The organism is Hungatella sp. SL.1.14 (assembly GCF_024460495.1).
In the GTDB taxonomy this organism is placed as follows: domain Bacteria; phylum Bacillota; class Clostridia; order Lachnospirales; family Lachnospiraceae; genus Hungatella; species Hungatella hathewayi.
In genome coordinates this window covers 124,702-147,487 of the sequence record NZ_JANFYJ010000005.1, presented here as the reverse complement: position 1 = coordinate 147,487, position 22,786 = coordinate 124,702, and the positions used below count along the sequence as shown (strand labels likewise).

At 41.5% G+C, this 22,786-nt stretch carries 13 protein-coding genes; 7 read left to right on the top strand and 6 right to left on the bottom strand.

Annotation, left to right across the window (positions count from 1 at the left end):
* Positions 1-68: 68 nt before the first annotated feature.
* Complete coding sequence (locus NE473_RS07445) at positions 69-2,186, top strand: glutamine synthetase III family protein (RefSeq protein ID WP_006770931.1); 2,118 nt, start codon at positions 69-71, stop codon at positions 2,184-2,186.
* Between the two features lie 118 nt (positions 2,187-2,304).
* On the opposite strand, the gene NE473_RS07440 is transcribed toward NE473_RS07445, so the two are convergent.
* The 3 genes from NE473_RS07440 to NE473_RS07430 form a co-directional block, all read right to left on the bottom strand.
* A complete protein-coding gene (locus tag NE473_RS07440) occupies positions 2,305-4,155 on the bottom strand; it encodes a GH25 family lysozyme (RefSeq protein WP_055650773.1) in 1,851 nt (616 codons plus the stop codon).
* A gap of 140 nt (positions 4,156-4,295) precedes the next feature.
* Positions 4,296-5,420, bottom strand: coding sequence for a PspC-like choline-binding domain-containing protein (locus NE473_RS07435; protein WP_055650774.1), 1,125 nt, complete (start codon positions 5,418-5,420; stop codon positions 4,296-4,298).
* 114 nt (positions 5,421-5,534) lie between these two features.
* Positions 5,535-7,355, bottom strand: a complete 1,821-nt coding sequence (locus NE473_RS07430; protein ID WP_256265192.1) for a phosphotransferase — start codon at positions 7,353-7,355, stop codon at positions 5,535-5,537.
* Between the two features lie 175 nt (positions 7,356-7,530).
* Between NE473_RS07430 and NE473_RS07425 the strand changes: the two genes are divergently transcribed.
* Together NE473_RS07425 and NE473_RS07420 are read left to right on the top strand one after the other, a co-directional pair.
* On the top strand, positions 7,531-7,656 hold the full coding sequence (locus NE473_RS07425; RefSeq protein ID WP_256265191.1) for a hypothetical protein: 126 nt from the start codon (positions 7,531-7,533) through the stop codon (positions 7,654-7,656).
* A gap of 1,096 nt (positions 7,657-8,752) precedes the next feature.
* Positions 8,753-10,213, top strand: coding sequence for a PspC-like choline-binding domain-containing protein (locus NE473_RS07420; protein ID WP_022032306.1), 1,461 nt, complete (start codon positions 8,753-8,755; stop codon positions 10,211-10,213).
* A 262-nt stretch (positions 10,214-10,475) separates the two neighbouring features.
* Here the strand turns inward: NE473_RS07420 and NE473_RS07415 are convergent, their stop codons facing one another.
* Positions 10,476-12,146: a cell wall-binding protein gene (locus NE473_RS07415; protein WP_148511340.1), complete on the bottom strand. Its 1,671-nt coding sequence runs from the start codon at positions 12,144-12,146 to the stop codon at positions 10,476-10,478.
* A gap of 413 nt (positions 12,147-12,559) precedes the next feature.
* Entirely contained in the window at positions 12,560-13,978 is a 1,419-nt protein-coding gene (locus NE473_RS07410; protein WP_006770923.1) for an ATP-binding protein, read from the bottom strand.
* A 365-nt stretch (positions 13,979-14,343) separates the two neighbouring features.
* On the opposite strand from NE473_RS07410, the gene NE473_RS07405 reads away from it, so the two are divergent.
* Positions 14,344-15,984 (top strand): hypothetical protein, encoded by a 1,641-nt coding sequence (locus NE473_RS07405; RefSeq protein WP_006770924.1) that lies wholly within the window; start codon positions 14,344-14,346, stop codon positions 15,982-15,984.
* Between the two features lie 77 nt (positions 15,985-16,061).
* Complete coding sequence (locus NE473_RS07400; protein ID WP_055652488.1) at positions 16,062-17,552, top strand: N-acetylmuramoyl-L-alanine amidase family protein; 1,491 nt, start codon at positions 16,062-16,064, stop codon at positions 17,550-17,552.
* 91 nt (positions 17,553-17,643) lie between these two features.
* Here the strand turns inward: NE473_RS07400 and NE473_RS07395 are convergent, their stop codons facing one another.
* Positions 17,644-19,203, bottom strand: coding sequence for a hypothetical protein (locus NE473_RS07395; RefSeq protein WP_256265190.1), 1,560 nt, complete (start codon positions 19,201-19,203; stop codon positions 17,644-17,646).
* 296 nt (positions 19,204-19,499) lie between these two features.
* Here NE473_RS07395 and NE473_RS07390 point away from each other — a divergent pair, with 296 nt between their 5' ends.
* Together NE473_RS07390 and NE473_RS07385 are read left to right on the top strand one after the other, a co-directional pair.
* Entirely contained in the window at positions 19,500-21,152 is a 1,653-nt protein-coding gene (locus NE473_RS07390) for an O-antigen ligase family protein (RefSeq protein ID WP_055652406.1), read from the top strand.
* Entirely contained in the window at positions 21,149-22,537 is a 1,389-nt protein-coding gene (locus tag NE473_RS07385; protein ID WP_055652407.1) for an exopolysaccharide biosynthesis polyprenyl glycosylphosphotransferase, read from the top strand. Before NE473_RS07390 ends, NE473_RS07385 begins: the two co-directional genes overlap by 4 nt.
* The last annotated feature ends 249 nt before the right edge of the window (positions 22,538-22,786 follow it).

The window sequence follows — 22,786 nt, the reverse complement described above, 5'->3', positions numbered from 1 at the left end:
GTTCTCCTGACAACAGGAGGGCGCCATTTCTGGTATCATAGATAATTGCGCGAGAGGATGGAAAATTTATGAGCGAAGTAGTAAATGTTGCCGAGATCTTTGGTAAAAACGTATTTAACGAAACTGTCATGAGAGAGCGTTTGCCGAAATCCGTTTTCAAGAAATTAAAGAAAACGATCGAAGACGGAGCGGAACTGGACCCGTCCATTGCTGATGTCGTTGCACATGCGATGAAGGACTGGGCAATTGAGAGAGGCGCAACCCACTATACCCACTGGTTCCAGCCGTTAACCGGCATCACGGCTGAAAAGCATGATTCCTTTATTTCAGCACCGACCTCCGAGGGAAAAGTCATCATGGAGTTCTCCGGAAAAGAACTGATCAAAGGCGAGCCGGATGCTTCCTCCTTTCCGTCAGGCGGATTGAGAGCAACCTTCGAGGCGAGAGGCTATACCGCATGGGATTGTACCTCACCGGCATTCTTAAGAGAAGACGCCATCGGCGTTACTCTTTGCATTCCAACCGCATTCTGCTCCTATACCGGAGAAGCCCTGGATAAGAAGACTCCTCTTTTAAAATCCATGGAGGCCGTTGACGAGCAGGCGCTGAGAATCTTACGATTATTCGGCAATACCACTTCCAAACGGGTGATCCCCTCCGTAGGGGCGGAGCAGGAGTATTTCCTGGTTGACCGTGAAAAATATTTACAGAGAAAAGACTTAATTTACGCGGGGCGCACCTTATTCGGCGCCATGCCTCCCAAGGGACAGGAGCTGGAAGACCACTACTTCGGCGCTATCCGGGAACGCGTTGCAGCATATATGAAGGAAGTCAACGAAGAGCTCTGGCGCTTAGGCGTCCCGGCCAAGACCCAGCATAACGAGGTGGCGCCGGCCCAGCACGAACTGGCACCGATTTACGAGCAGGTCAACGTGGCCGTAGACCACAACCAGATGGTTATGGAGACCTTAAAGAAGGTAGCCGGCCGTCACGGGTTAAACTGTCTGCTTCATGAGAAGCCCTTTGCCGGAGTCAATGGTTCCGGCAAACATAACAACTGGTCCCTGACTACGGAGGATGGAATCAACCTGTTAAATCCAGGCGAGACTCCCCACGAGAACATTCAGTTCCTTCTGGTGCTCTCCTGTATCCTAAAGGCGGTTGACCGCCACGCCGATCTGCTTCGCGAATCCGCGGCAGACGTGGGAAATGACCATAGACTGGGGGCCAACGAGGCGCCGCCCGCGATTATTTCCGTATTCATCGGCGAGCAGCTGGAGGACGTGGTGGATCAGCTTTGCAGCACCGGAGAGGCCACTCATTCCAAGGTGGGCGGCACATTAAAGACCGGCGTCAGAACGCTCCCGGATCTCTTCAAGGATGCCACTGACAGAAACAGGACATCACCGTTTGCCTTTACCGGCAATAAGTTCGAGTTCCGTATGGTAGGCTCCTCCGATTCCATTTCCTCGCCGAACGTGGTATTAAATACCATTGCGGCGGAAGCATTTAAGGAAGCGGCTGACATACTGGAAAAGGCGGAGGATTTCGATACCGCGGTACATGACATGATCAAAGAACAGCTGGCGGCCCACAGAAGGATTATCTTTAATGGAAACGGCTATTCGGACGCATGGGTGGAAGAAGCCGAGAAGAGAGGCCTTCCGAACATCAAATCCATGGTGGAAGCGATCCCGGCCCTCACTACGGAAGCATCTGTCAGGATGTTCGAAGAGTTTAACGTATTTACGAAAGCCGAACTGGAATCCCGTGTTGAAATCGAATACGAGGCATACAGCAAGGCAATCAACATCGAGGCCAGAACCATGATTGATATGGCCGGCAAGCAGATCATCCCGGCAGCCGTCAAATACGCGACGATGCTGGCTGATTCCTTAAGCAAAGTGCAGACTGCCTGCCCGGATGCAGACGTAAGCGTACAGGCCGAACTGCTGACAGAGACCTCCGCCTATCTTTCCGACATGAAGGTGGCGCTGGCAGCGCTGATCGATGCAACCGAGAAATGCGGAACTATTGAGAACAATAAGGAACAGGCCAATGCCTACCACGATACGGTAGTCCCGGCCATGGAAGCGCTCCGCGCTCCGGCCGATAAGCTTGAAATGATGGTCGATAAGGAATTATGGCCGATGCCAAGCTATGGAGATTTGATTTTTGAAGTATAAAAAATCAAATCGCCTGAGAAGGTTTCAATAACAATAACACCCCGGCCGTAATAAAACCGCCTCCTGTCCGACAGGAGGCGGTTTTATTACGGCTGAAGCTGTTTTAGAATCTATGCTGCTATTTGATTCCGGGTCCAATCTCTTTCTTAGAATCTGTCTGGCCGCTGTCCGCAGGAGATTCCTGCGTGGCGCTGCCTGTATTTTGTCCATTTGCTGCCGGTTCATTTTGGCTGCTCTGTCCGCTCTGACCGTTTCCTTCGGCTCCATTTTGTCCATCCTGTGTGCCGTCCGCCGGTTCTTCTACCTTCGTGCAGACACCATTTGCATCGACCGTATAATCGACGCCGTCAAAATCAAGGGTGGTAGAAACCGCCATCCTGCCGTCGGAAGGATTTAAGTAATAAAGCTGTCCGTTGATCTCTGTAAGTCCCGTCACCATGGCACCGCTGCCGTTGAAATAGTACCACGCGCCGTCAACTTCACGCCATCCAACTGTCATCTTTCCGGAAGAAGTGCTTAAGTAGTACTTTGCGCCGCCGTCATCCAGCCATCCGGTCTGCATCTTTCCGTCCTGATTCAGATAATACCAGTTTCCATCCGGATTGATCCAGCCGCGCGCCATATCGCCGCCCTGGTTGAAGTAGTACCATGTACCGTCTAACTGAAGCCATCCGACCGCAGCCGCGCCGCTGTCTGTTAAGAAGTACTTTTTGTCGCCCTCCGTATGCCAGCCGGTTACCATGGATCCGTCGTTGTTTAAGAAATACTTTGTTCCGTTTTGATCCAGCCATCCGGTCGCCATGATTCCGGTATCCTGAAGGAAATACCATTTTCCGGACAGCTGTTTCCATCCGGTCGCCATCTTTCCGGAATTCTCATCGAGATAGTAATACTGATTCATCTGCTGAAGCCATCCCGTCTTCATGGTACCGTCGGCGTTCAGGAAATACCGGGAACCATTGTCATCCAGCCATCCAGTGCTCATTGCACCGCTTGAATTAAAGAAATACCAGCTATTAGAAAGCTGTTTCCATCCGGTAACCATGCGTCCGGTGGTTTCGTCAAGGTAGTAATGTAAGCCCAGCTTTTCCAGCCATCCGACAGAGGCAAGCCCGTCCCCGTTCATATAGAACCAGCCGGTTCCGTCATTGATCCAGGCGTCCTTCTGCATCTGATAATTCTGGTAATAATACGTCTTATCCCCGATGGTTCTCCAGAGATTACCTGGAAGATAGGGAGTCAGGTCTTTATAAAGGAAATTAATATCAACATTTCCGGCAATTCCGTCGATGGAGCCGGTACTGGTGGCCTGCCACATGATCGGGTCAGAAAAATTGTGTTTTACCTCATAACGGGCCACCCATACATCATAGTGCATGTTTGACATATCAATCTTATTGGCCAGCCAGTAGTCGTTGGCGTAGACCATGGGATAATAGCCGGCTGCCTCCACACGTTCGCAGAACGCGTTGATGATCTCCGTCACCTGTGCCGGCGGCAGCGATCCCAGTGTGGAACTGTCCTCCGCGTCAAATGCGATCGGAAATGAAATTGGATAATCCTTCACCAGATCGAGGACGAAATCCGCCTCCTCCACAGCCATCTGCGGTGTGGTGGCCAGTGAATATATGTAGGCGCCGACCCGTACTCCGGCATCGGAGGCCTCCTTCACGTTTTTGTGGAAATAGGGGTCAACCGCCCCTTTCGACCGGGTTCCCAGCATGACGAATTCCACATCGTCAGCGGCTACGGCGTTCCAGTCGATATTGCCCTGCCATCGGGATACGTCGATTCCTCTTGCTACGACGCCGTCGATCACGGTTCCATCCAGCATCTGATAATACCCGTTTACCCGTTCATAGCCCGCGGCATAAGCGGGCGGGGCGGAGTACAGGAATGCTCCTGAACAGCCCATGACGGCGCTGAGCGCTGCCGCCGTAATTCTTCCAGTAAGTCTTCTGTGTTTCAAAGTGTCAGCCTCCTCATCCTTGCAGTCAGTTGTTCCGTTAAAACTACAATGGGTATCCGCGCCGAAGTGCAGATACCCACACAAAATCTGTATTTAATTTCCACCGGCCATGAGCTATGGGCCGAACGGACACGCCGGCATCAGCCCGGTCCGTTAGTCAGTCCCGGTGCCAGCTGGTAAACACCGTTGTTGGAGGAAGAACCTCCAGGAGCATTGCTGCCCCCCGGTGAGCTGCTGCCGCCTGGTGTATTATCGCTGCTGCCTGGCGCACTGCTTAAACTGCCGTTCCCCGTAGATGATCCGCCGGGGCCTCCGGAAGTATTGGTGTTATTGTTGCTGGTACCGGGAGCATTGGTATTATTTGTTCCGCTGCCCGGTGCTGATACATTGCCGCCTGTGCTGGGAGCGCCGGAATTGCTGTTCTGGTAAGCGCCGTTGGAGGCAAATGTATAGCTGACTCCGTCAATGGTTAAAGTCGTATTAGCCGCCATCTTACCGGTAGAAGGATCAAGGTAATAGTAGACACCGGAAAGCTGGATCCATCCCGTCATCATGTGGCCTGCATCATTAAAGTAGTACCAGGCACCGTCAAGTTCCTTCCAGCCGTGAGCCATCTTACCGCTTGATGTGTCCATATAGTACTTATTCGTGCCGTCGCTGAGCCAGCCTGTCATCATCTTGCCGAGAACGCTCTTGCTGTCTGAGTTCAGGTAGTAATAGTCTCCGCCGATCTGCTGCCATCCGGTCAGCATCTTGCCATCGGGCCCGAAATAGAACCAGTCGCTGCCGATCTGTCCCCATCCAAGGGTACACTTCCCGTTTTCCTTAAAATAGAACCAGCCGCCATCCATCTCACGCCATCCGGTGGACATGGCGCCGTCGCCCTTCATATAGTAGTAATCATCGCCGATTCTCAGCCAGCCTTTGACGAGAACGCCGGTGTCGTCCATCAGGTAGTAATACTTCCCGCCATCCTCCACCCATTTCGTTGCCATAGCCCCGTTTGAACGGAAATAATACCAGTTATTATTAATCTGCTTCCATCCCGTTACCATGTAACCGGTTGAGAGATCCATATAATAATAAGTACCATCAGTACTTTTTGCCCAACCCTTATGTTCAGACCCATCCGTGTCGATATATTTCCATTGTGAGCCTTCCTGCTTCCATCCTGCTGCTGCCCAGGCAGTGTCCGCCGACATGAAAACGGAACTTCCCACGAGTCCGGCCAGGAGTAACGCAGTCATTGTTTTCCCACATCTCATCCTAATCTCCTCCTATTCTTACAAGATACGACATCACATATGAATTCATTATAACACAGGAGACCTTATAATGCATAAAAAAATTATTACGATTTGTGGACAAATTTCCAAAACTCATCCAATTTCCCTGCATTTTTTATAAAAATGCTTTGCGTACCGGTACATAATGATCGTATATTCGCCGAACTCTTCTCCAAGCGCTGCCTTGTACACAGCCCAGAGGCTCCATAAAAATCCGCCGAGGGCCATATGGGCGTAAACCGAATAACGCTCATCCAGTGACGGTTCACGTTCCAGATAAATCCGAATCAGCCGCTCAGTCTCATCATCTGTATAATAGGAATAGATTGCGCACATGGCCACATCCACCAGCGGATCGCACATACCGGCGTATTCCCAGTCGATCAGCCGGACCCCGCCGTCTTCCAGCATCAGGAAATTATCGCCGTTGTCATCGAGGTGAGAAAGGACTTTCCTGCGTCCCATGGAGTCCAGCCGGTCCATCAGTTCCGTCATCCAGCCACGTACTTTTCCGTAATCTTCAAATGGGATTTCTCCATGTCTCCTGCAAAGATCCTCATAAAAGTCAATCCGCTCCCTCATATCAAAAGAGTGCTCAACAGTGAGCCCGGAATGATGAAGGCGGCGAACGATTGCCATGCATTTTTCCATCTGCTCCCAGTTCCGGGGATCGGCATTATTGGCCCCGTCATAATACTCCGCGATCTTATAACCGGTCTCTCCGTCAAAGTAAATGATTTTTTCCGTAATACCGAGACCGGCTACCACGTCGTATACCGCCTTTTCCTGCCTTCGGTTAATAAGAAGCTCCGTACCCGGACCGGGAATTCTGCAGATATAGTGGCGTTCCTTCACTTTAAACAGAAATGATTTATTCGTCATACCTGATTTTAAGCATCTGATTTCCGTTATATCCGACTCAGGAACTTTGAAAACCCGGGCGACCAGTTCCATAGCCTCGTTGTCAGAATGGCGCTGATACTTGATATCAAATCTCCGGAGTTCCTCCAGATTTTCAAACTCGTATACCTCATCCTCCGGTCTGCGGTTCACATACATGTCAATGTCTTCGCCTGCTTCCTTAAGGTTAGGAAGGCGTTTGGCCGCTTCTCCGGAGAGCATTTCCATATAGACATTTTCCCAATAGAACTGTTCCGTCCCCGGAAGCTCATAATAGGCCTCAAGGACAGGCAGAAATTTAGCAGTAAATTCTTTTGAGAAGTAGGAGGGGCCATACATGACCCACTGATTGGTTCCGCCAACTGAGACGCCTCCGATTCTGCCTTTCTTATTATAATCGAGGCACCATTCTGAAGTCTCCCCTTCCATAAAAGCGGAAGAGTACCAGGCGCCGCCCTCATAGGCATGATACATATTGTGCCGCATCCAGTTATCGGAAGAGAGAACATACATATTTCTGCCCCGCAGGACCTCTCTTGCGCGGTAAATGGTGGTCAGTGTATTCTTGGTAGAGTACTCGGGATTATATAGAAGCTTTACGTCATATTTATCAATCAGGTATTCAAATTTTTCTTTCAGATACCCGACGACAATCGTTATATCTTTGATGCCGGCCTCATGGAGCTGCCGAATCTGCCGTTCAATCATGCGTTCTCCGAAGACCTCCAGGAGACCCTTTGGCATTTCAAAGGTCAGGGGAACGAAACGGGAACCAAAGCCGGCGGCGATAATCAGGGCTCCGTCAACCTTATACTGTTTCAGCAGCTCCAGCCCCGCCGGGAGCAGTTCGTATGCTCCGCCTGTACCGGCCGGCGTGATAAGATGCTGCGAAATACATTCCTTCACAAGATTATTGGCTGTTCCGAGAGAGACATCCAGCGCCTGGGCCAGTTCCCGCTGTGTGATAGCAGGATTCTCGAGGATAGAACGGCAGATGATGATATTACGATTCATGATGAATACCTCCGTGATTGATAATCATTATTTTAGTAAAATGCATACTTTAAAAGTAGAGATTTGATGTTCAAAAAATGCGATATATTAATGTATGTGAACATTATAGCATAATTGTGGGGAAATGCAAGATTGGAGTTAGGGGAAGAGAGGGAGAGAAGCGGGCGGTTGAAAGTTGGGAGTTGTTGAAAAGATGGGGATTGGGCAGGGGATTGATGATAATAGGAAGGGAGGGGCGGAGGGAGACGGTTTTAGAGGGGAGTTTGGGAGGAGGTTTAATGAGATTTATTATATTGAGTAGGTCTTATATCTGTTTGTCTGCCTGCCTGGTATAGAAATATTATAGTATATATAAAAAGATGACTGTGTATAAAGAAATATGGAGGAGTGGTTCGGTAAAGGGGGGATTTGACAGGGGGGAAGGAAGTGTTTGTAAAGAAGATTGTTTGTTAAGGGCATTATATGTGAAAAGGGTTATTTGTAAAGAGTATTGTTGTAAAGATCATTATTTAATAGGTAAGAATAATATTGGTGGAGATAATTTGATTAAACATAATATTAGATAATTACAGGTAAGCACAGATATACACAGGATTATTATTAAGTGTAATTCGTTGGTCTAAGATTATGTGTGGTATTAAAAAGTGGGATAAGCTATTTACTTAGAAGTTAGAGCTTTGTAATTTATTTCGTCAAATGCTTTTATAATTTATAACATAGAAAGAAACATTTATTCAATGAGTGTATTTAATGAATGAAATGAAGTAAGAATAAAAATGGAAGAATGGAAATAGGGAGGAGGGGAGCGTGCGTGGGCGAAAAAATACAGAGAGCACCGGAGTAAAGAGCGTAGCTGATCAGTCATTTTTAATCCTATCAGTAATGAGCCTACAGTCTCTCGAATTCATTATTAGGATAGGGGTGAATACTTAAAGTATGCAATGAAAGCTATTTTTACTATCTAAAATATAAATCTGTATGATAGTTTCGCAATATAATGGTTTATACTATTAAAATTTTGTCCGCATGCGACATCATGCATGCAGCGAAATATATAGCACAAAATTAAGAGAATTAAGCGGATAATCCGAAATAAGATTGGATTGTACTAATTTGAGTACAATATGTCGCGGAGGCCCGGTTTTCGTAAAGATTACGTAAGAAAATGCACAGAGAAAAGTTATAGCATTTTTGAAAAAATTATATTATACTGTCAGTGTGATGGAGGAAATGATATTTTCCTGGTGGAATTGTGAATATTTATTACTTTTTGAAAAATATGCAAAAAAAGTGAAAAAAAGTATTGATAATTTCCCTTATAGGAAGTATAATTACCTCGTAATGCAATTAGGAATTTCAAAAAGTATTTCAAAAAGAAAAAGGAGAGTGCATTAATTATGAGAAAGCAGACAAAATTAGTTGCAGTATTATCTGCAGCAGCTCTGTTAGCTGTCGGCGCTTCTATGACCTCTTTTGCAGCAACTGGCTGGCAGGAAGAGAATGGCGAGTGGGTTTATTATAACAAGGACGGCGATCAGGTAACAGATACTTGGGCAAAATCAGGAGACGCTTGGTTCTATTTAAACGGTGATGGCGTTATGGCTACCGATGAACTGATCGATGATGGTACAAACTACTACTATGTAGATTCCAACGGTGCTATGGTAACTAATGGATGGGTAGCAGTTGAGAATGAGAATGCAGGCGATACTGACGAGCCAGATGCATACTGGTATTATTTCCAGGCTAATGGTAAGGCATATAAGTCCTCCGGTTCCGCTTCTTTCAAGACAATCAACGGCAAGAAATATGCTTTTGACAGCGAAGGCAAGATGCTTTATGGCTGGGTAAACAAAGAGGATGCTACCAGAATCACTGGCGATGATGCATGGCAGTCAGGTGATTATTACTGTGGCGACGAAAATGATGGTTCTCGTGCTTCAGGCTGGATGAAACTTGATGTTATTAAAGATGATGAAGATAAGAGCTACTGGTTCTACTTCAACCCATCGAATGGCAAAAAGTATGCAGCTGACGATGCTACAAAGTTTGCAATCAAGACAATTAACAGCAAGAAGTATGCGTTTGATGAGACTGGTGTAATGCAGGATGGTTGGACTGATACTTTGGCAACAGATGCAGATGTAGCTACTATTACTGAATATCAGTACTTCAACGGTGGCGATGAAGGTTGGAGATTACAGAAGGGCTGGGTTAAAGTAGTTCCGGCAGAAAAGGTTAATAAGAGCGCTTATGATGATGATTCTACAAAGTGGTTCTATGCTGACGGAAGTGGTAATGTATATAACTCAGCTTTAAAGACAATCAATAACAAGAAATACGCATTTAATGCTAATGGCGAAATGATCAGTGGATTATGGGCACTTAATATTGATTCTACTGGTAAAATTCTTGGCGAAATGATTGAAATTGATGACGCTGGTAAATTCGATACTGCATATGCAGCATATAGTACAAACAAAAATTATGCCGTATACTATTTTGGTAGTGGGGATGATGGCGCAGCTAAGACTGGTAATCAGACCATTGATGTAGATGGCGATAACTATTCTTATTCCTTTGGTACCACAGGCGCTACTAAGTACAAAGGTGTAAATGAGACCAAGAAGACTCTGTTAGTTTTAGGACGTAAGATCAAAGCTGACAAAGACTACAGATATCAGTCCTTTGGTGAAGATGGTAAAGAAGTTGCTGGTAAGGTTGGTGGATATTTAGTTAATACATCTGCTTCTATCATGAAGAAGAAGACCAACTTAAAAGATGCTGATGGTATGTACTACTGTACAGATGAATATGGTGTGGTAACATACTTTGGAAGTACTGCAAAGGCAAAATAATATAATTAGTAATTCCATAAATTTCGATAAGAAATTCTAATTGCTAAAAGAGGGTATTCAACAAAGCGTATCATAATTTGTTGAATATCCTCTTTATTTGTGTATTCATTTGTGTATTCAAGGATATAAGCTGTTAAAATTATATTCGCCCAAGACTGCTCAATCAAATTAAAAAAATGTTGGAAATGTACTCGTTAAGTACACTTCCAACATTCAAAACAGAACTTCTTTGGCAATTAGAATTTCTTATTGTTAATTACAATTAGCTTTCTACAAAAACAGCCTCAATTTCTTTATTGCTGCCAACCTTGAAGCAACGATCATCGCCGTCTTTTGCTTTATTCTTATTCTTCTGAACACTACCAGAGGTATTTACAAGTCTGTACTGTGTTGTAGCAGTATCAGCAGCATCGGCTTTTACATCATAGTACTCATCGTAATCGTCGGCTTTTCCTGTCGGAATAGAGGAAGTTGCATTTACATCATCAAGGAACTCTTCTGTACTTAAGCATTCCAGTGCAGTAATTGCACCACTTGCATCTTTTGTAATTTTGATTACAGAATACTTGTCATCTTTAGATGCCTTTAATAACATGCCGCCTAAGTAATACTTATCGTCATCGATACCTAATTTACCAGCACCCTTGGAGCTGCCCGATTTGTTGAATAAGAAGGAATAGTCCTCACCATCAATGGTTACGGTCTGCTTTCCTGTCTTCATAGCTCCGTCATCGCCGGATCCAAAGTAATATAACTTATAATCAGCACCATATAAGTCAGAAACGTTATCCTTGAAGTTATCTTCTGTATCGAAATGCATATTAGCGATACCATCATCGCCCTTAATTTCGTCGATTTCAGTAGTGCTGCTTCCAACGAACTTAATTGCCTTCAGGCCACTCTTCATTACGCCGTAAGAGTCAAATGCATATTTCTTGCCATTGATTGTTTTAACTTCAGAAGCAACTAATTTTCCATCCTTATCAGAATAATACCAGTTGTTTTCATCGTCTTCATAATCATCTGGGCTTAAATAAGAATCCGGAACAACCTGGAACCAGCCTTTTGTGACTCTTGCACCATCCTCAGGATCTCCATAGTATCTGTAACCGGTTGTATAGGAAGCTGAACCAGCGCTAGCTGTGGATGGAGTTGCATCCCAGTTAACCCACTCTGCATTCATTCGGCCATATTCGTCAAAACTATATTTTCTGCCGTTGATGGTTTTTCCCTTCTCGTCGGTCATTTTCTTACCATTAGTTTTGAAATAGAAATAGCGGGTCTGGTCTTCGTCGTCAAACAGATTATTGCTGGAAAGCCCTGTATCTACATCGTCCCAGTTGTTGTCTGTAATGTCAAGATAAGCCCATTCTCCAGCCTTCTGAGCACCATCATTTTCATCACCACAGTAAAAAGTGCCTTCACGCCAGTCATCATCACCAGTTACTCTCTGACCGTCTGTATCAATCCAGCCATAAAGCATCTGAGCCTCATCGTTAAAGATGTACTTCTTGCCATTGATGGTCTTAAATGATGCACTGTTGCTGTTGGAAGAGCTCTTGTATGCTTTGCCGTTAGCTCCAAAATAATACCAGTAGTTTAACGGTTCATCACCATCGTCTCCATCATAGTCTTCATTTTCAATGGAAACCCACTGATTGGTTACCATAGCTCCGTTGGCATCCACATAATAGTAATTGCCATCATCATCTACCAGATAATCCGTAGCCATTTCACCATCTTCATTGAGCCAAAACCAGTTATTACCGGATTTTGCCCACTGTTCTGTTACTGCATCGCCATTCTTGTCATAATAAACCCATGTACCATTTTCTTCCTGCCAGCCTGTAGCTGCAAGAGAAGTCATGGAAGCACCGATGGCAAGCAGTGCTGCTGCAGATAATACTGCAACTAATTTTGTCTGCTTTCTCATAAAAATGCACTCTCCTTTTTCTTTTTGAAATACTTTTTGAAATTCCTAATTGCATTACGAGGTAATTATACTTCCTATAAGGGAAATTAGGTGGAAGAAGAATGTGATTAATAATTGATACTGCTTGATATACTAGATTTTATAATTAAATTACAGATTATATGCTTTGCATTAAAAATATCCATGTAACAAAGCTTGCCTGCATGCAATGCATAATTTGTTTAAAAAATGAATATTTATTACAGCGATATTATTGCTTTTTATCGAAAAATATACGTATATTTTTATTGCTTTGATATTATATAAAATTAAAAGCAAGTCTTATTATACCAATCATATGTATTAGTAAGACTCGCTTTCAACTATATATTATACAATGAATTCCTGATATAAGCAGAATTAATGCTTCTAACTCACTCTAAATCATAAAGTTCATCAAGCGTAAAGAGTTTCATGTAAACCGACTGTTGAGCAGTTAATTTTAGTACACTATCGCTAAATCCTTTCTTCGAGTATAATATATACCCTTTCTTTCTATATCTAGAAAAGAGTTCGGAGCGTTGGATTAACAGTTCCAGCGTATCCAGATCAAGAACTTCATTTCGATATTTGCATTCACCGAACAATGCAGTCTTATCTATATCGTTGATTCCCATTATATCAATCTCTTCCTGGCGCTTTAAAACCGGATTATTGCCCCACCATCTGCCAAGTTTTAATATATCATAAGGAAATTTTTCCTGAGCGTTAAGCATAGCAACATGTTGCAGACACATTTTCTCAAATACCTTTCCCATATAATTCTGCAAATCGGGAACAATAATTTTTTCATAAGCTCGTTCCGGGCGTCTGGTATTAATGAGCAGCATGCATTTTGGCACATAACGGTACCAGAAGCGGAACATATGATCCGCCAGGATATAGCCGGTTTTCTTTTTGTTATCTTCTTCTGTAATGGCACTTTCCTTTTCGACTAACCCTAAAGAGATTAATGACTTAAGACATGCCGAAACATTTGAATTTTCCATTTGTACTTTATTAGATATTTCATTTAGTTTTGTAGCTCCCTGTGCGATTGCTTCAACAATAGCGTTATAATTGGCCGGTTCTTTTAATTCCTGCTTCATCAGATTAGCAGGCTCCTCGTAAAGATAGGCATTCGGATTTAAATACATCTCCAAAATATTTTCCTTAATCGAAATAGAGTCATCTACCATTTCCAGGTATTGAGGAATTCCGCCAGTTATACCATATACGAGTGCCTTTTCTTCCGCTGAATATCGGGGCACAAATAAAGAAGACTCATAGTAATCTAATGGATCAAGCCGAAATTGTGCTGTTCTTCTTCCATATAGAGGACTTTGATATCCCAAAACCTGATTCTCCATAAAACTCATGGACGAGCCACATAGAATGAGCATAATATTACTGGTTTTCCATTCCTGATCAATCGTAGCCTGAAGAATCGAAGAAATACTTTTATCCGCCTGAGCCAGATAAGGATATTCATCAATAATAAGTAATACTTTTGATTCTTTCGCTTTTTGAGTAATATATTGTAAGGCAGTTCTAAAATCTTTGAATGATGGCATCAATGTAGCCTCTTCTTCACCTAAAAATGTCAGATAGGTAGCAGTGCTAAGAAGTTCCAGATTTATGGCTATACCGGCCTCTACTGCTGTCATATAGACAGCGGACTTGTCTTTCATAAACTCTTGTATCAATCTGGTTTTTCCTATTCTACGACGTCCGTAGATGACTGCCATTTGAAATGAGGTTTTATTGTATAACTTATTTAGTTCGTTTAATTCAGTTCTTCTTCCTATAAACATATAATTTCTCCATTATATTTTAAGATATTATACTATGAATGATTATAGTATAACATCTCATAGTAAACATAGCAATACTAATTAATTAAGTCATTGCTTTAATATTTTTTACAATAGGGGACAATTAAATATACAATTATTTTTATATTCATTCATAAATTATAATAATATAAAAATATCACTATAATATATGCGTTGAATAATTTTTGATTAGTATTTAAAAATAAATATCAAACAGATGACAAAACTGCTGATTTATTATCACCTATTTCCTTTTAATTTCCCTTATAGGAAGTATAATTACCTCGTAATGCAATTAGGAATTTCAAAAAGTATTTCAAAAAGAAAAAGGAGAGTGCATTTTTATGAGAAAGCAGACAAAATTAGTTGCAGTATTATCTGCAGCAGCTCTGTTAGCTATCGGTGCCTCCATGACTTCCTTCGCAGCTACAGGCTGGCAGGAAGAAAGTGGTACATGGGTGTATTATGATAATGATGGCTACAAAGTAAGCAACGAATGGAAGAAGTCGGGAAATAACTGGTTCTATCTTAATGACGACGGAGAGATGGCAACAGAAACTCTGGTTGAAGACGGTGATTATACCTATTATGTTGATGAGAATGGTGTTATGGCTGCTAACAGATGGGTACAGGTAGCTAATGATGACGATAACAGTGATGATGCACCAGCAAACTACTGGTATTATTTTCAGGCATCTGGAAAAGCATATAAAGCTGGCGACTCAACTTCCTTCAAGACTATCAACGGTAAGAAATATGCTTTTGATGATGAAGGAAAGATGTTATATGGCTGGGTTGATGGCACATCTAACAGAATAACTGACGATGAAGGCTGGAAAGAATCTACTACACTTTATTATTGTGGTACAGAAGATGATGGTGCACAGAGAGTTGGCTGGGCACAGATTCATGTAATTAATAAAGATGAAGATGACGAAGATCAGGACTACTGGTTCTACTTCAAAGCAAATGGTAAAAAGCTCTTTGCTGAAGATGGAGATTCCATTACCAACAAAACAATCAACGGCAGAAAATATGGCTTTAATAGCTGGGGTAAGATGGTATCTGGCTGGACAGAGGCTACTGCCGGAGAAATTCCAACTGCTTCTAATTACCAGAACTACAGCACTTCTGAAGATGGTTCCAGAAGAAAAGGCTGGTTTAAGGCAGTTCCAACAGATAAGATTAACAAAGAAGCAAATCAGGATGATGAAGAGAAGTGGTTTTATGCCAACAATGATGGCTATTTAGTAGTAAATCAGTTAAAGACCATCAATGGTAAGAAGTATGCATTCTACGACAAAGGTGAAATGTTAAGCGGATTATATGCATTAGGCGTAGATGATGATAACTTTATCTGGGGTGCAGAGAAGATTGACAGTGAGTCTAAGGTTAAATCCTACTGGGCTCCGAAGGAAGAAGATTCTAAGGCTGGTATTCCATTAAGTGACGAGAGAGCTACTTATGTAGATGAGAATAATATCAAATTAAATGTTGATGTATATTATTTCGGATCTTCTGACGATGGTTCCATGAAGACTGGCGTTCAGAATGTCGATGTTGATGGCGATACCTATGCTTACTTCTTTGGTAAGAGTGGCAATAATAAGGGTAAAGGATTTGGTTCTACAACTGTAGGCAATTATTCTGATACAGTACTTGGTGATGGTACAGTTGTTAAGACCTTTATCTATGATAAGAGTGCCATGTATGTTCAGGGTAGAAAGATCAAAGCAGACAGTGATCTGAAATACGAAGCATTTGATGCCATAGGTGTTAAAGTATCAGCTAGAAACGAAGGTTATAAAGATGAACCTTTATTCTTACTTAACTCCTCAGGTTCTCTGATGAAGAATAAGAAGAATGTTAAAGACGGTAATGATATGTATTACTGTACAGACGGTGCCGGAAGAGTTACTTATTATGGTTCCGAAAAATGTGACAGCAAAGACGGCGTTAAACATGACAAAAACAATATTCACTAATAATTGATTAGAAATTCTAATTGCCAAAGCGGACGAAGATTATTATTCGTCCGCTTTTAAAAGTTAAAGGAGATTGTATGAAAAAAGTATACTATCAACTGACTCTAATACTTGCTATTCTTGTACTGACAGGAGTTTTTAATATATTTCCAGCAAAAGGAGAGACCTTACTGACTTCAATTAAAGATAACGATGTTCCGACTATGGCTAGTGATAGCAATGCATCAAAGCAAAGAGATATTGACAAGTCTAAAAATACTCTTATTAGTATATCATCGGCGAATATAGTCTTTGACCTCCATCATGAACTTGATAATACTTATAGCCTACCTCAACCAATCAATGTAACTATTGAATTAGCCCAATCAGACACTCCTAAAACTAATATTCATTTTGAAGTATCAGATAATTTGACTGAAAAATTATCAATCACCCCCGAATCTTTTGACATACTAGAGCCAGAAAGACAAGCCGATATTCAGGTTGCATTTATAGACAAGAATCTGGATACATTAAATCAACTACCGTATGATAGTGGGTACATTAACATTTTATCAGAAAATGAAATATTAGGACAAATTAATGTAACTTATTGCATCGATGGATTGTATGATGAACATTATACTAATAATATTGATCGATATTCAGGAACAAAGATTCGAATAGACGGTAGCTTTTATAAAAACATCGGCAGCATAAATCTCAGAAACTCAGTTCCCCCAGTAATGACAATTACTTTTAATCCGTATATTTTAGATACAAGCAATGTGCCTAATGATATGGGAGTAGAAATAAATAACGACTCGCTTGGACGTATTTTATTAAATGAGGTTGGAAATTTTGAATTTTCAGATCATACGTTTGAACAGAATATTATTGATGGAAATAAAAAGGTAACCTTGTATATACAGATGAAGCAATCTGTTTTTGATGATATAAAGGAAAAGGCTAAACAGAATCCAAGTGCTTATAATGGGAGCTATCTGTTATCTGACTTGGTGTTCGAATTTAAGGATGGTTGCCGAATGGGAGGAAGAATCTCCCCACTGCCATTAGTATATAAAATAACGCCCGAATCATACAACAATAGCAGTAATTCTGGCGGAGGGGGAAGCAGTTCTGGCGGAGGTAATTCGAGCGGAAGCAGTAATAGCAGTAATACAAACAGTGGCCCTGGCATAGATAGTACCTTTACATCTAACGAGTATAATACTATTGGAAGCAATGATATTGGCTGGCGACAGAGTGATAATGGAATGTGGCAGTATCTGGGACCGGATGGACGCGTCAAAACAGGCTGGTTATGGGACCCAACGGGTATCTGGTATTATATAGATTCTACAGGTAATATGGTCACTGGCTGGGCCCAAATAAACAATATATGGTATTTATTACGCCCTGATGGTTCTATGGTAACAGGGTGGTCATTTACGGCAGATAAGTGGTACTATTTCAATCAGGATGGATCAATGAGAACTGGCTGGTTCCAGGATAGGGATAATAGATGGTATTATTTTCAGAATGATGGTTCTATGGCCATGGAAACGACAACTCCGGATGGATTATAAGATAATGCGACATATTAAAGAGGCTATCGAATTTATTATACGATAGCCTCTTTTTGGCAATTAGAATTTCTAAATCTTATTAATAAAGAAATTATTTGTGTTTTGGATTACTACAAGTATAAACGGTACCGTCGTCTTTCTTCGTTCCGCACTTGGTTTCGCTATAACCAGTTACATGTCCCTTAGAATCTGTGCAGTAGTATCCGTCGTCTGTATCTTTCAGATTTTTCTTATTCTTCATGATAGATCCGGATGTATTTACTAAGTAAGCATTCTGATCATCGATAATAGTTGTTGGATCTTCTACAGCTGTTCCATTCTTAAACGCCTGGTATCTCATATCAGAATCGGCTTTAATTCTAAGACCATTTACATAAAGAACGTCATCAGCTTCACTTAAGCCACGGCCCTTGTTAGAACCTGTTTTCCCAAATGAGAATGCATATGTGTCACCATCAACATCAACATTCTGATTACCAATCTTCATAGCACCGTCGCTACCAGCGCCGAAGTAGTAAACATATACATCTGATCCGATTGTATAAGTATTGCCATTATAGCCTTCGAATGATAAAGTGCCAGCCTTTAATGCATCAACTAAATCAGCATCATCAATAGCCTTATTTCCAACAATTTTACTGCTTGATGACATAGCTAATGCCTGAACACCGCTAAGCATCTCACCCTTGTTATTAAATGCATACTTCTTGCTAGAGATAGTTTTGATTTCAGATTTGACTAAATCGCCATCACTCTCAGCATAGAACCATTTTGCACTGTCATCGTTATATGCACTTTCATTTACATCTTCTTCCGGAACAACATTAAACCAACCTTTAGCTCTCCAGCCCTGATCTGACAGGTTGAAATAATGATAACTGCTAATGGAAGCCTGATCAGCAGTTGCCTTTGGCATTGCCCACTCAGATACCATTTTACCATATTCATTAAAGGCATACTTTAATCCATTGATGGTCTTGCTCTTTAATTCACTAGCATCAGAAGCCTTAACCTTCTTGCCATTGCTTGCATCAAAGTAGAAGTAGTAGCTCTGATCAGGATCATCCTGAGTGTCATCTACAACATCGATCAGCGCCCAACCGTTTGCCTGTGCACCATCATTTTCATCGCCACAGAAGTAAAGGCCATTAGTCCAAGCATCATCACCTGTCTGGCGCTCTGAACTTTCATTTACCCAACCGTAGAGCATCTTGCCTTCGCTGTCAAAAGCATATTTCTTGCCATTGATATTTTTGAAAGAAGTTTTTCCACTGGTCGGAGCTTTATATGCTTTACCATTACTCTGGAAGTAATACCAGAAGTAGTCAGGATCGTCATCACCGTAGCTGTCTTCATTTTCTACCTGAATCCACTGATTTGTTACCATAGCGCCGTTGGCATCTACGTAATAGGTGTAATCATCATCTTCAACGATCGCGTCAGTAGTCATTTCTCCATCACTGTTTAAATAGAACCAGTTGTTACCTGATTTCTGCCACTGATCACTTACCTGATAACCATCCTTGTCATAATAAACCCATGTACCGTTCTCTTCCTGCCAGCCCTGAGCCGCGAAGGAGGTCATGGAGGCACCGATAGCTAACAGAGCTGCTGCAGATAATACTGCAACTATTTTTGTCTGCTTTCTCATAATTAATGCACTCTCCTTTTTCTTTTTGAAATACTTTTTGAAATTCCTAATTGCATTACGAGGTAATTATACTTCCTATAAGGGAAATTATGGGCAGTATTGGAAGGGGCGGAAATGCGTTGAAATACTGGGAATAAAAGTTGCAAAAATTCATAAAATCTTAAATAATATCCCAGCTTTTTCATGAGGGAAGCGGTTGCGGTATCTGAGTTAAAATGTTATACTGTGTAATAAAAGTAAATCAGTAAACCATAAATTGATGTGTTGTGGTAATATGCAGTTTGGAGAGGATAATTATGTCGTCAGTGAAAATTAATAAAAGTAAGAATAGTAAAAGTGATTCGGCACTTTTATCACATATAATAGATATTTTTACGTTCTTAATATTATGTTTGTTTCCACTTTTTGTAATGGATAAATATTATAATATATTACAGGCAAAATATTATTTTTATATTGGTTCAGTGATACTATTAGTTATAGCTGTTATTTTTGCGGGCTGTATAGAACACAATAAGCTGGAAAAGTATATTACATCTTTTAAGTGGAACGACTTGATAAAGAAATTTTCTGTTACGGATGTCGCACTGCTGGTCTTTCTAATCATCGCGGGTATCTCAACGATAAGTTCCGATTACGTATATGAATCTTTTTGGGGGAATGAAGGGCGGTTTTCAGGGCTCTTCTTACTCTGTTTGTATGGTGTGGCATATTTTTGTGTTACCAGATTCGGAAAATTAAAAAGATGGTATTTAGATGCCTTTTTAATTGCAAATATGCTGGTTTGCATATTCGGGATTACAGATTACTTTAAGATGGATCTTTTACATTTTAAGGTGGGCATGCTGGAAGAACAGAAATTTATGTTTACCTCAACGATCGGTAACATTAATACATATACTGCACTGGTAGGGATGGTGACCGCAGTATCGGCAGTATTATTTGCAGTTGAAGATAAATGGAAAAAACAGAGCTTTTATTTTGTCAGTCTTGTGATCAGTTTTTTTGCACTGGTGATGGGCATCAGTGATAACGCCTATTTATCATTAGCAGCTTTGTTTGGATTCCTTCCGCTGTATTTATTTAAGAATAAGAAAGGAGTAAAATCCTATTTATTAATTCTTACTGCATTTTTTTCGGTAATCCAATGCATCGACTGGATTAATACTGGAATGGGAGATAAAGTACTGGGAATCGACAGTGCTTTTAATATAATAGTTAAATACGACGGATTATTATTGATTGTAACAGCTCTTTGGATTATTTGCGCCGTTGTTTATGGGTTAGATTATTTATATGCAAAAAAGAAGAGCCGGGATGTGGAGATACGTGGCGGAGATTCCGAAGAGAATGGGAAAAAGTTAACCGGCTATGGCGCTTTGCGAATTATCTGGCTGGCGATATTGGTTATCTGTATTTTAGGAATTGGATATGCCTTATATGATGTGAATATCCAGGGGAATACGGAACGATATGGAGCCATTGGTGGTTACCTGTTGTTTAATGATGACTGGGGGACTCACAGAGGCTATATCTGGCGAAATGCTATGGAATGCTTTGAACAATTTCCAGTAATGAAAAAGATATTTGGCTTTGGGCCTGATACCTTTGGAATTGTTTTGTTGGATAAGACAAAGGGAAATATTTATGGCCAAATTTTTGATAATGCCCATAATGAGTATCTGCATTATCTTATTACAGTAGGAATTACAGGATTAATGGCGTATCTTGTTTTTATAAGTTCTTTTGTAGTTCGAGTTATTCGTAAAGCTGGAAAAAATCAGTATATTGTAGCGGCTTTTTTTGCAGTGCTGTGTTATAGTACACAGGCATTTGTTAATTTGAATTTACCAATTGCAACTCCGGTCATGTGGATGTTTCTGATGCTGGGTGAATTGGGCATTAGAGAACGTTACAGACAGTCTGGAAGTAAGGATAAAGGAAAATGAGAAATTACGAGCAATATAAAAGGCTGATAAAATTATTTTCATCCTCTGTGATTGTACTGTTGGAAGTTAGTGCTTATTGGATTGTATGGCATCGCTATTATAATAATCTTATCATGGCCCCCTTTTTCAGGCGGGGAAACTGGTTGATGGTAGCGGTATACGGAATTTTATTACTATTCTTCTTAAAAACCTATGGAGGTTTGAAGATCGGGTTTTATAAGACTGGTAATGTGATCTATTCACAAATTCTGTCGATTCTCTTTGTTAACATTATTACTTACCTGCAGATCGCGTTACTTGCCTTGGGATTTCCACCGGTCGGCGTAATGTTTCTCATGACTTTGACTGACGTTGTATTAATTGTTTTATGGGCATTTATTTTCCAGGCAGTATATGAGAAAATGTTTCCGAGAAAGCGTATGCTGTTGGTATACGGAGATATTCCGGCATTTCATTTACAGGAAAAGATTAATTCAAGGGAAGACAAGTACCAGATCTGTGGGGCTGTGCATATCCGGATTGGCATCAGGCGGATTATGGAGATGGCAGGAGATTACGATGCAGTAATTATAGGAGATGTTCCATCGCATGAAAGAAACTGTTTGATGAAGGAATGTTTTGGTGCATCGATAAGAAGTTATACAGTCCCTAAAATATCGGATATTCTTTTGAGCTCATCGGTGGAGCTTAATATATTTGATTCGCCGTTATATCTTTCCAGAAATGAGGACTTAAAGGTTGAACAGAAGTTTTTCAAAAGACTGATAGACATACTTTTTTCAGCGCTGGGATTGATTGTAACATCGCCATTTTGGGCAATTATATCGATCATGATTAAATGCTCGGACAGAGGCCCTGTGTTTTATAAACAGCTGCGTTTGACCAAAGATGGAAAGGTATTCGAGATATATAAATTCCGAACAATGGTTCAAAATGCAGAGGAAGATGGAGTCGCAAGGCTGGCATCAGAATCTGATAACAGGATTCTCCCAGTGGGACGTTTTTTAAGAATGACCAGATTAGATGAGCTTCCCCAGTTGATCAATATACTGAAGGGGGAAATGTCAGTTGTAGGTCCGCGTCCAGAACGTCCGGAACTTGCAGCTGAGATTGAGAAGGAGATTCCTGAGTTTTCCTATCGCCTTAAAGTCAAGGCCGGCTTAACCGGTTATGCGCAGGTTTACGGGAAGTATAATACGACCGCGTATGATAAGCTGAAGCTGGATCTTACTTATATAAGGAAGTATTCCGTTTTCCTGGATCTTAAATTGATTCTTATGACACCTAAGATTATGCTTTTGAAAGAAAGCACAGAGGGAGTAAAGGAAAGCCCGGCTGAACAATCAGCAAGAGAGGAAGCAGCGGCGGCTAGTTTAAAGGATTAATTTAAGAGTGAATGGTGGTTAATGGAAGAAATGTAAGAAGGAAAATGTCGCATTTTGTTTAAAAAGTTGATTAATATGAGATAAGGTGGTATACTATCCGAAGGTTTAGTTCGCATAAGCGCGATTATTAGAACCCATTTATCTCTCATAAAAAACGGCAGTCGCAGCCGATTTTTTCAAAACATTACGTGCAAAACGAGGATAATACTGTGATAGAAATAGTTGTTGATGCGAGGACTATGGGAAGCC